This window comes from Empedobacter stercoris, from assembly GCF_020281205.1.
Classification (GTDB): Bacteria; Bacteroidota; Bacteroidia; order Flavobacteriales; family Weeksellaceae; genus Empedobacter; species Empedobacter stercoris.
Window position 1 is genome coordinate 1 of the sequence record NZ_JACXZC010000045.1, and the last position, 12,142, is coordinate 12,142.

The 12,142-nt window shown below is 30.7% G+C and carries 6 protein-coding genes; 3 read left to right on the forward strand and 3 right to left on the reverse strand.

All coding sequences use genetic code 11. The features are described from left to right. Positions 1-136: 136 nt before the first annotated feature. Both tamL and IF125_RS13705 read right to left on the reverse strand, forming a co-directional pair. Positions 137-2,485: a translocation and assembly module lipoprotein TamL gene (tamL, locus tag IF125_RS13700; protein WP_225542866.1), complete on the reverse strand. Its 2,349-nt coding sequence runs from the start codon at positions 2,483-2,485 to the stop codon at positions 137-139. Further along, the gene (locus tag IF125_RS13705) at positions 2,482-7,728 is read right to left on the reverse strand and encodes a translocation/assembly module TamB domain-containing protein (protein ID WP_225542867.1); all 5,247 of its coding nucleotides are present in this window, start codon (positions 7,726-7,728) and stop codon (positions 2,482-2,484) included. The genes tamL and IF125_RS13705 overlap by 4 nt, the downstream gene beginning before the upstream one ends. Before the next feature lie 208 nt (positions 7,729-7,936). Here IF125_RS13705 and IF125_RS13710 point away from each other — a divergent pair, with 208 nt between their 5' ends. Continuing rightward, on the forward strand, positions 7,937-8,263 hold the full coding sequence (locus IF125_RS13710; RefSeq protein ID WP_171623734.1) for a hypothetical protein: 327 nt from the start codon (positions 7,937-7,939) through the stop codon (positions 8,261-8,263). Positions 8,264-8,296: 33 nt separating this feature from the next. Here IF125_RS13710 and IF125_RS13715 read toward each other — a convergent pair whose 3' ends face one another. Then, positions 8,297-9,364: a patatin-like phospholipase family protein gene (locus IF125_RS13715; protein ID WP_225542868.1), complete on the reverse strand. Its 1,068-nt coding sequence runs from the start codon at positions 9,362-9,364 to the stop codon at positions 8,297-8,299. An 88-nt stretch (positions 9,365-9,452) separates the two neighbouring features. Here IF125_RS13715 and IF125_RS13720 point away from each other — a divergent pair, with 88 nt between their 5' ends. Next, the gene (locus tag IF125_RS13720; protein ID WP_171623732.1) at positions 9,453-10,334 is read left to right on the forward strand and encodes an AraC family transcriptional regulator; all 882 of its coding nucleotides are present in this window, start codon (positions 9,453-9,455) and stop codon (positions 10,332-10,334) included. Positions 10,335-10,529: 195 nt separating this feature from the next. Beyond that, positions 10,530-11,984 (forward strand): cytochrome c oxidase accessory protein CcoG, encoded by a 1,455-nt coding sequence (gene ccoG, locus IF125_RS13725; RefSeq protein ID WP_225542869.1) that lies wholly within the window; start codon positions 10,530-10,532, stop codon positions 11,982-11,984. Positions 11,985-12,142 lie beyond the last annotated feature (158 nt).

Here is a 12,142-nt window from a genome sequence, read left to right on the forward strand (position 1 = left end):
GAGTGCGTTTGACATAATTGTTTCTTTCTTCCATAATAACGATTATTTTTTTTGTGTCGCTATTTCAGGACGGGACAGTATAAATAGTAAAAAAACGAGTATCATTTGATACTCGTTTTTTATTTTTGCTTTACGCTTAGAATGGATATCCAATCGCGATGTTCAAAATTAAGTTATCTTTTCGCCATGCTTTGTCTCCAAAATCAATTTTATCAAATGTCCATCGGTCATTTTTCTCATAATAGGGAATACGAAGAGGAGTGGCTAAATCCAATCTCAGAATTAAAATACTAAAATCAAGTCGTAGTCCTAATCCTGCTCCTACAGCAATTTGATTTATAAAATCTTTTGAAAATTTTGCACCTGGACGCGTTTCATCCTCATTCATTAACCATATATTTCCCGCATCAACAAACAACGCTAAATTTAGAAAACTAAATAATTTCTGTCTAAATTCTGCATTTAATTCGAGTTTAATATCTCCCGATTGATCAAAAAAGAAATTCGCATTTTGATAGCGTGGATCATAACTTCCGGGACCTAATGTACGTGCTCTAAATGCGCGAATACTATTGCTACCTCCCACAAAAAACTGTTTGGAATATGGAACAAATTCAGAATTACCATAAGGATAAGCAATTCCTCCTATAAACCGTGTGGCAATTGAAGATTTGTCCGAAAACTTGTGGTAAAAACGGAAGTCGTGTTCCATTTTTGCATATTGACTAAATGGAATTTTGAAGATTTCTTTTTCCTTGTCTTTTTTTACATTTGCACCAGTAATCAATCCTGTTAAATTTCCAGCCAAATCAACTAAACCACGGTAATAAAATGTACTTTTTCGTGGTAACATTGTGGTAGTATAGGTGTACGAATATTGTGGGCCAAAAATCAATTGTTTATCGACAACGCGTTTTAAACTTGGGTTAATAATATTTCCTATCGAATCGTAAATTTTGCTGTTGTATTCATCGGTTACTTTTTCCGGAAATAATAAAGTTGCACTAAACACTTTTAGGTTGTGTTCTTTCTGTGCATTTTCTTTCCAAACATATCCAAAAGACGTATTGAAATTATGTAAGGTGTATAATTTCGATCTGTTTTGATATTCATAACCCATTTCAATATTTGTTCGTGGAACAAACGCACTTGATGAATTGAATTTGAAGGGTGCTACAATTCTCGGAATTGAAAGTTGTGTATTAAAACCAGCTCTAAAAATGTTGTTCGCATCTTTTTGACCGCCTAATTGCATATCAAAAGCACCATATAAAGCCATTTTAAGTTGTTCTGCTCCTTTTAGTATGTTACGATGCGTCCAATTTAAGTTTAATTCGCCACCGCCATAATTCGCCGAATTTGTTCGACCTAAAACTTCTAAGCGCAACGATTGAAATTCGCTTGGTGTCAACGTATAATAAACATCAAATTTATTGTTGATGGAATCTGAAATAACGAAATCGTTTTTCACAAATTTAAAAACACCTAAATTAACTAATCTATTTAGGGTTAAATTATGATCAGCGCGATTGTAGATATCACCAGTTTTGAAATACAAGGCACGATCGAAAACTTTTGGTTTAAAGTTCTTTTTCGAATCCACCATATAAAAACCATTTTGTTCATATTTTCCTAAAGAATCAGTAGGCATCGGCATTTGGTATAAACCTTTTCTTGCTTGCCGAATATTGTAATCAGGAAAAACAATAACCTTATCAATCGTAAATTGCTTTTTAGCTTGTTCGGGAGTTTGGTCTTTTAGCTTTACAAAAAGCTCAACATCTTGTTTGTTTGTAACGGTACTATCTGCTTGTACAATAATATTATCGGGATGAAAATAATAAAAACCGTTCTCTTTTAAACGAGAATCTATACGTTCGCGTTCGGCTTTTATCACATCCAAATCAAATGGTTGCTTCTCTTTAAGTAAAGTTTTGGCTTCTGTTTTATTAATTTCTTTGTTCACAACTAATGTTGTGTCTTTTGGAAAATTAACCTGATTGATGTAATAGCGTTTGTGTGGTTGTAACACATAATTTACTACTGCTTTTTTGTCTTTGCTAATGGTATCTCCTTGCGCTTTTGCATTGAAATAGCCTTTGTTTTCGGCATAATTAACCAGGATTTTTTTATTAAAATCGATATCAACATCACTTAATAAAATAGGTTTTTGTCCTACCTTATATTTCAACCAATATTTTAATCCTTTTTGTTTCTTTGGTTCGCTCGTGATATTGTAAATGTATAATCGAGGACGTAATCCAAAAAAACTTGAATTAGGTTTGGGAATAATATTTTCTTCCAGATTATCTTTTAAAGCTACGCGATCACTTTTGCTTAATGAATCCCCTTTTATGGTTAATTTAGAACCTGTGTAAAGTGTTTCACCTTCTTTTAGAAAACGGGTGTTGCTACAAGAAGTAATACCAACTGTGGCAAATGAAATAGCAATACATTTGATAGATGTTATAATTGATTTTTTCATGGTTGAGATACGACTTTTTGTTTTTTTCTATTCGTTTTATTTTTTCTTCTTTTCTCGAAAATTTCTTTGAATTTATCGTAATCTAATGTGATAATAAAACCAACACCAGTTTCTACAATTTGTCCTTGTAAAGCAACTTGATATTCATCTTTTCGATAAGCTCTTAACATATATCGACCATCGCGTGATAAACTATAATCAATTGTGATATCTCCAGCAATGTTAGTCATGTTTTCGTTTTCTCTGGCGTCACCATCAAGCCCAAAATTACTTCCAACCGAAACTTTTAATCGGTCATTTAACAAGCGCTTACTTACCGCAACATTCAAGTCTGTTCGAGTGTTTTTGGTACCTGATGAGTAATCATCTTGTGTGTCTAATCCCAGATCAATGTCGACACCTTCGATTAAATTATCTGCCAAATTATTTAATTGTTGCGAAAGAATATTACTCACACTTTGTAACGCCATAGTTTCGGCAGAAACACTTGTTTTACTTTCAAACGGATTTTCTCCAATAAAGCGATTTAACAACAATAATGCAAAAACTTGTTTATTCATTTCTGCTTCATCATTTTTCAACTGATCCAATTTGGATTGTGTATTTTCGATAACGGCTGTTGCAATAGAGGGATTATCTTTGTCCATCGAAATATTGAACTTAATCTCAGGCTTTAGTAATTCACCTTTTAAAATGAGTTCGGTATTAAACGGAATACGTTGTTTGTACATGTTCATTTCTGATGAGGAATAACCCGAAATTTGTTGTTCGATCAAATCGATTGGTGCCGCTTTTGTTTTGTAAATCGCTGTAATATTCATGTTTGCAGCAGTTGGCTCACCTGTCCATGTAATACTACTTCCTTTCTGAATGTCAAAACGGCGTTTTAATAAACTTACCGAAAGCTCATAAGCACCTTTTTCTACTTGATAGACGCCAACTAAAGTCATTTTACCAGAAGGATCCATTCCACCGGTCAACTCAGCTTCACCTTGTATTTCGACAAAATCTCCGTTCGCTTTGTCAATGATAATCGATGTTTTAGCTTCTTTACTCACTTCAATATTCACGCTAACATCCAATCCTTTTATCTTAGAATCTGTAATTAGTTCAGCTGTTTTAATCGTTTCATTTAACGTGATTTGATCTTGATCAATGAATTCTACAATTCCTTCTCGTTCTTGTAAAGATGGTGAAGATTGAGGCAAAACAAATGTAAAATTAGTGTCATCTGTTACCTTTAAGTTTCCGTTTACTTTAGGAAGATCCATATCACCTTTTATTGTTAGGTTCGCATTAATAGCCAGTTTACCATACATCATGGCATCGTTAGTTTTTTCGGAATTGACAACATTAAAATCTCGTGCATTAGCAGTTAAATTAAAAGCAAAATCCCGATAGGTTTTAGTTAATATTTCGCCTCTTAATGTGAGAGAGTTTCCTTCGTTGTCATTAATTTTGAATCGGTTAAATTCTATTCCTTTATTTGTAAAATCTATTGCGTCATCAATTTTTCGTAAATTACTACCTGTTTCAGCAATCGTTAAACCTACTTCATTAAATTTTAATTGTCCCAAAACACTTGGTTGATCTACCGTTCCAGTAATTTTTAAGTTTCCAGCCAAATAACCTTCGGTATCTTTGATTTGATTCATCGAAAATCCTTGAACGGTTTTCATTTCCAAACGGTTAATAGCTAAATTCAAATCAAATGCACTTGCTTCAGTGTTGTAATCGCCTAAAATCTTCAAATCATTGTGGTGTCCATTTAATGAAATGTCTGCATTAATCAAAGTTGGAGATGTATTATTGACCTTCGCTACAATCGTTCCAATAGGATTTCCAAATGCTTTTAAATCTGAAATAGTTAAATCAGAATTGAAGGTCATATTTGTATTCAAATCTCTAATTTGTGCTGTTCCATTGATGTTTCCTTCTGCTGCTAAGTCATCTTTTTTGATAATTTCGGTAATAGTTTCTATTTTGAAATCTTTAATCGAAATATCAAGCGGACTTGTACCTTTATCAGATGCTGATTGCAATAAAATCTCACTTCCATTATGCATTAGTTTGAAATTATTTGCAACAATGCCGTCTTTTTTTAATTGAATTAAATTTCCTTCTCCAACTTCCCATTGATCATAGTTTAAGACTAAACCAGTCGGATTTAAGCTGATTTCTGTAATGTCATCCAATGTTTTCAAATTTCCAGCAACCAAAAATTGAGTAATATCTTTATCATCTTTCGTTGAAATGCTGTAATTGATGGTATTATTCGCAATATCTCCATTAAGATTTATCTTGTTCAACTGAAAATTATCGCTTCTCAAATGATCAATATTCAATGCATACACCAACGCATCATTTTGGTTCGAAAGTTTAATAAAACCATTGTTAATCGTATTTGTACCATACGTTAAACTTGGTGTTTTTCCATCGACATTAATTTGTTTCAAATCTGCATCATAGGCTGCATCTAATGTAATCGTTTCGAAATTTTTTAGATCAGGGATAAATCTTCGAACCAATTCATCGTCTTTTATTTTTGCACGTAAGGAAAAAAATTGATGAGGTTCTATTTTTTCATTTTCATCAGATTGTTGAAATTGATAATATTGATTAATCGTTGAGGTAAGTGATCCAAAAATTTGTGTCAATTTAAATTTACCTTTTAAGTCTAAATCTGCAACCTGAGAAGTAAGTTTAAGTTGATTTGAATCGGCTGTTGAATTTGCGATTAAATTCACTTCTTGCAAAGGGAAAACATCTTTTGTGTTCGATAAAGCAAAGTTTTTGAGAGTCAATGATCCATTTAAATGATTAGGATTTAGGTCAGCAAAATTTGCAGCTATTTCCCCAGTAACAATCATAGGTTCGTTATAAAAACCAAGTTTTTGAACATCTAAATGATTGATATTCCCATTTAATTTTACATCTGACAACTCTTTTTTGTAGAGACCAGAAGCAATTAAATTAAGGTTTGCATTTGGATCTTTTGATAAAACTTGTGCTTCAAAAGCAGCTTCATTTACTATTGCATCAAGGTTAATATTTTGATAGGTGTAATTGTTGTAATTCGCAGACGTAATAAATCCTGAAAGCTTCGTATTCATTTTTTCGGGATTAAAACTTGTGCCGATAGCATTCAATTTTGCAGTGACTTTCCCGATGTCTTTATTACTAATTAAAGTTCCGACATCTAAATGTTGGACTTCAGCTTTTACGTTATATTTTTCCGCATCTTTTTTCAACATATCCACAATGGCATCAATTTTTGCGTTTCCTAAGGTCGAGTTGATGGTTAATTGCGTATTGATAAGTTTCGTTGTTCCTTTCGCCTTTCCTTTTACAGAAAGTTTTGACGGAATTCTAATGTTGTTTGGAATAGTGTTTTTAGGAACTAAATTGTAAATTGTTTTCGATGAAGTAGAAAAGTTTTTAATGTTCAAATCATAAAATAATTTCGTTGGATTCATTGCATTTTTCACTCTTCCCGAAGCCGAAACTTCTAAATCATCTAAACCAGAAACCTGTAAATTATTGATGAATAAATCATTTACTTTTCCTTTTACATTCGTGTTTACGTGTAAAATTGCATTTGGATAGTTGTCGAAAGGCGTCGTTTTTCTAAGCGTTGGAACAAGATTTAGAATATCTGCAAATCCAATTTTAGAATGTTTGATATTCGCATTGACCACTACATTTTCAGGATTAGATGTTAGTTGTTGAATGCTATTGTATTGAAGAATTACTTCGTCCCGAAGAATTGTTTTAGTTGTTTGTAAGTATAGATTTTTCAGATAAGCTTGTGTATTCGCATACAAGAAGTTTGTCGTTAATTTTTGAATATTTAGACCTTTTGATTCCTTTATTTCAGCACTTTTTACTTGTCCAGCAAACGTATTATTGTACATTTTGAAATTACGCAAATCAAGATTTAATGATGAGAAATCTAAATGATTAAAATCCATTCCTTGCGCAGTTCTACGTTCTGCTGTATTGTTGTATTTTACGTTTACATTATCTAAAATTGTTTTATTCAAAACCAAGTTCATTGCTGATGAAAATGATGTTTGAGAAGATGTCGAATTAGTAGAAGAAAGGTATAAATTGGCTTCGATGTCGGCGTCTTTTAATAAAATATTTTCGATGTCAAAGGTTGAATTTTCGATATCAAGTTTATTGATTTTTGTTTCGAATTCATTCAAATTAATTTTTGCATACGTTTTCGAATTTTCGTCACCATAATTGACCTTGATATCATTCAGATTAATTTTATTTAACGCAATTTGAAGTGGATTTTGATTCGATTGTGGAGAAACTTTATCAATTTTATTCACTTGAATTTTCTCGACCATTTTTTGATTGAAGTCAACGAATAATCCATTTAGTAAAATGTCATCTACGGCGTAAGAATTCTGTTGTAAATCAAGTTTTTTAATACGTGTTTTGAAATCTTTGAATTTTACTTTCGCAAACATTCGAGCATTATCATCGCCATAATCTACATCAAAATTGGTTAAATGAATGCCATTCAATTCAATTTTTATAGATTTTTGATCGTTTAACGAATCGACTTTTTCTTCAACTTTTTGCGAAACTTCTTTTATAAGGTCTTGTTTCAATTTAAGCTTTAAACCATCTAAATTGATATCGTCAATTGCGTATGTATTTTGTTCGAGATCAAATTTTTTAACGCGTGTATCAAATGAATTTAGAAGAACTTTGATGTTGTTTGCAGATTGCAGATCGATAAACGAAACATTGAGATTGGCTAATTTTATTTTATCCAAGGAAATGATAAAAGGCTTGGAAGAACTTTCTTCTTTTTCATCTGTTGCAAAAGCATTAATAATGTAATCGAAATTGAAATTCCCGTCAGCTTTTCGAATAACATTTGCTTTCAAACCATCCAATTCAATTGATTTTATATCAGCTTTGCTTTTCGTGAGTTGCCAAATATCCAAACCAACGTCAAATTTTTTGACCGACAACAAAGTATCAACGTCTTGACCTTGTAAAAATAGATTTTCCATTACAAGATTATTTGGAAAGTCGATATAAACGCGATCTAATTGAACTTTAGTCTGAATTTTTTCTTCAAGATAATTGACTAATTTATTTTTTACAAAATTTTGAACAGAAGGAAACTGTAAACTAAAAATTGCAATTGTTAGCAAAAGAATTATTGATAAAATTGCAAACGAGAAATATTTGAGTACTTTCTTTATATTGAATTTCAATTTGTTAGATTTTGTTCGTTTTTAGAAGGAATTAAGATACGAATTTCTACTTATGCAGGCATGAAAAATGTATTATATAAAAGGATTATTTAAAGATTTGGAATTTTATCTAGTATTTTAAAGATATTTTAAAATTCTAATAAATGTTTTTAATTTTCTATACAAAAAGCAAGAATCTTTTATTAAATTTGAGTCAAACAATTTCGCTATGAGAAGAATTTTTTTTGAAAAGGACAATAAAAAAGATTATTTGTTTGTTATTTTGGACCACGAAAGAGAATTGGATCAAATATATAAAGTTGATAATTTTACGGATGAATCAGGAAGAGAATATGTTTACAATTTGATTGACGAACGCAAAAGATTGAATGCCGAGAATTTGACTCAACATGTTACACCGTTAATCAATGGAAAGTACAAAAATTTCAACGTTGCAGGTGAAGTTGAAACTGCACAAGCTTGTATAGAAAGTATTATTGATAATAGAGAATTGAATAGGGAACAGGAGATTTTTGTCTATGTTCGTAATAAATAAGATAAAATGGCTTTGGAATTTTCAAAGCCATTTTTATTCTATTTCAACTTGATTGAAAATTAATTTTTGAACCACTTCATCTAATTCTTCTTTGTGTTTTGAAACAAAATCATTTGCAACATCTAACAATGTTTTGATATTAGTGTTTGAGACATTTCCCAAATCTAAAGAAGATTCAGGGATTTCTGGATTAAATCGATGATAATTTTGTTGATATTTTGGTTTGAGTAAGGCGTACATGCTTTTCATTTCCAAATCAATCATATCAACACCAGTCGAAATGAAAATATCAACCAAAGGATCTACCCATTTCGACTTTGAAATTCCATTCAAATGCTCATGTTTGTATGATTTTGCACGAGATCCATTTCCGATTGAGATGATGATAAACTCTTGTAAAGGAGCTGTACCGTCAAATTTCAACTCGTCTTTGAAATATTTATTAAAATTTATTTTTTGAGTTTCTATAAATCCTACAAAAGTTGGATTATTTGCAAAAACACCGCCATCAATACAACAAAAATCTTGATCGGCAAATGATTTAATTTTAGCTGGTTCAAAATAAGTTGGTGCAGCTGAAGAAGCTCGACAGACATCTTTTATATAAAAATTTCGGAAAGGAGAAATTCCGTCTATTGTATTAAATATTTTAGGTTTTTGATGTTCTGTATCATAGGAAACAATTGCACAAGGACGAATCAAATCTTTCAATTCAGTTTTTCCAAAAACAATTTCCAATTGTTCTTCCAATACAACTGTTGGTAAATTATCTTTAAGAACACTCAAAGGATTGTTCAAAATAGTCCAAAATGTTTTAGAGAAAATGTTTTTTCCTTCACCCAAATAGATGTTAAGCGCATCTGTGATAGAATGCTTTGCTTTTTTAGGATCTTTGTCAGAAGGCATTAATAATAAAGAAGCAATCAAAGCTCCTGTGCTTGTTCCTGCTATAAAATCAACATAATCACCAATTTTAGCATTTTTATCATGAATTTCTTTTAATTTATCTTCGATGTATTTTAAAATAACACACGAAATAATTCCCCTAATTCCTCCTCCGTCTAAAGATAATAGGATAATTTTTTTCTCTTTAAATTCCATTTTTAATGTTCTATTGCCTAAAGTTAAACTTTTCAATTTAAATGTTCTTAATAGTATTTATTTTTACATCTGAAAAATTTACTCGATTATGACCAAAAAACTATTTCCGACATTTGATATTTGTAATTTGAATACAGAAAAAAATAGCAATGATTTGTTTTCTGTAGATCGATTCAGAGGGTATGTGGACAGTAATCCGCATTTGCAAGAAGTGCATAGCCATAAATATTACCATTTGGTTTATTTTACAGAAGGGAGTGGTGAGCATTTAATCGATTTCGAAAAATTTGAAGCTAAATCTGGAACCATGTATTTTATGAAACCAGGACAAGTGCATCAATGGTATTTTAAAGAGAAATATGATGGATTTGTTGTTAATTTTTCGGACAATTTTTTTGATTGGATTGGAATTAATTCTTCTATTTTACAAAAGTTTCAATTTTTGCAATCTATTTTAGTAGAGGATCATGTTGTTGAAGTTTCGAAAGATTTACAACAAAAAATTTCAAATTATTTTGAGGAAATGATACATGAAAACTATCAAGATGATCAATTTTCTAATTTAAAAATTGGTTTTCATTTGATGAATTTGTTTATTGATATTGAACGAAGTTTGGAAGGTGTAAATGTAAAAGAAGATGATTATCAATCGGTGTTAATAAATAATTTTCAATCGCTTATTGAACAAAATTTTAAAAAGAAAAAATTACCAAAAGAATATGCCGAACTTTTATATATCACGCCGAATCATTTGAATGCGCTTTGTAAGGATGTTTTAGGAAATTCTGCAGGCGAACTAATTCGGAGTAGGGTGGTGCTTGAGGCCAAGCGTTTGCTTGTTAATAAAGAAATTTCGGTTACAGAGATTGCTTATTTACTCAACTTTCAAGATGCTTCTTATTTTGTCAAATTTTTTAAAAAATATACAGGTTTTACGCCAGAACAATTCAGAAAACAATATTATTTATAAGTAAATTGTATCAATTGAAAAGATGATTATTTTAAGTGATTTTATCATCATGAACAAGTCAGTTTTTTGAAAAAAAATAGATGATTGTAAATAAATGATTTATATCAATACGTAAATATTACCATAAATACCATAAATATTGCCAAGCTTTAATTTACAGGTGGCGGTATCTTTGTATAGATATTTATAGTTAATATGAGTGATTTAAAACAAGATACAACGCAACTTGGTTTTGAGATTGAAAATGAACAATTTAGAACAGAGGTTGCAACAATGGATAGGAAAGGAACTCGAAAATGGGTTTATGCAAAAAAACCTTCAGGAAAGTACACTAATTATCGTTCAATCGTTTCTTCGATTTTGTTGATTTTATTAGTGGTTTTACCTTTTATAAAATTACCAAATGGAAATCCTGTTTTTAAATTTGATGTTTTCAATACCAATTTTATTTTATTTGGTTATCCATTTTTTACAACAGATTTTTTCTTACTTGCATTCGGAATGATTGTAAGTGTTGTTTTCGTTATTTTATTTACGACAATTTATGGACGTTTGTTCTGTGGTTGGGTTTGTCCGCAAACCATTTTTATGGAAAGTGTTTTTCGTAGAATTGAATATTGGATTGAAGGCGATCGTAGTAAACAAATACGTTTGGATAAACAAGATTGGAACGAAGAAAAAATATTGAAAAGAGGTGGAAAATGGACTGTTTTTTACATAATTTCATTTTTCTTCTCGAACATATTGTTCTCTTATATTATTGGAATTGATGAACTGATAAAAATTTATTCAGAAGGTCCATCAGAACATGCAGGTAAATTTTTAGGATTATTTATTTTTAGTGTATTATTCTATTTTGTTTTCGCCTGGTTTCGCGAACAAGTTTGTACATTGGTTTGTCCTTATGGTAGATTACAAGGTGTCTTAATTGATAAAAAAACAATTCAAGTTTCGTATGATTTTCCAAGAGGAGAAAGTACAAACGGACGTTCAAAATTTAGAAAAGGAGAAGATCGAGTTGCAGCAGGAAAAGGTGATTGTATTGATTGTGGTCAATGTATAGCAGTTTGTCCTACCGGAATTGATATTAGAAATGGTTCGCAATTAGAATGTGTAAACTGTACTGCTTGCATGGATGCGTGTGATACAATTATGACGAAAATTAATCTACCAACAGGTTTAATTCGTCACGCTTCCGAAGAAAATATAGAACAAGGAAAACCTTTTAAACTTTCAGCAAGATTGATTGCATTTACTTTTGTTTTAGTTGCAATGATTTCTGCAATGATTGTTTTTACACTAAATAGAAGTGATGTCGAAGTTAAATTTTTACAAGTTCCTGGCAAAGATTATGTTGTAGAAGGTGATTATATCATTAATACAATGCAATATAGTTTGATGAATAAAACAAATAAAACCTATAAAATGGTTGTAAATGTAAATGGTTTCAAAGGAGGAAAAACAATTTTGTTAGTAGAGCCTAATCAATATATTGAAATTAATGAAGGAGAATTGAAACAAGGTTTAATAGATATTAAAATTCCTAAAAGTGAACTAAAATCATATAAAGTTCCAGTTATTTTAGAATTGAAGGATTTGCAAGGAAAAACTATCGATCATTACACGATTAGTTTTATGGCTCCATTTTAAATGATTAACAAACGTCTTACATTTTGTAAGACGTTTTTTTGGAGATTATGTCCCGTCCTGAAATAGCGACACAAAAAAAATAATCGTTATTATGGAAGAAAGAAGCAATTATGTCAAACGTACTCAGCGCGATTACAGTATGTCTTTTAAGTTGAATG

Coding starts and splice junctions, on each gene's coding strand:
- tamL (WP_225542866.1), bottom strand. CDS start 2,485: ATGAAAAAATCAATTATAACATCTATCAAATGTATTGCTATTTCATTT.
- IF125_RS13710 (WP_171623734.1), top strand. CDS start 7,937: ATGAGAAGAATTTTTTTTGAAAAGGACAATAAAAAAGATTATTTGTTT.
- IF125_RS13715 (WP_225542868.1), bottom strand. CDS start 9,364: ATGGAATTTAAAGAGAAAAAAATTATCCTATTATCTTTAGACGGAGGA.
- IF125_RS13720 (WP_171623732.1), top strand. CDS start 9,453: ATGACCAAAAAACTATTTCCGACATTTGATATTTGTAATTTGAATACA.
- ccoG (WP_225542869.1), top strand. CDS start 10,530: ATGAGTGATTTAAAACAAGATACAACGCAACTTGGTTTTGAGATTGAA.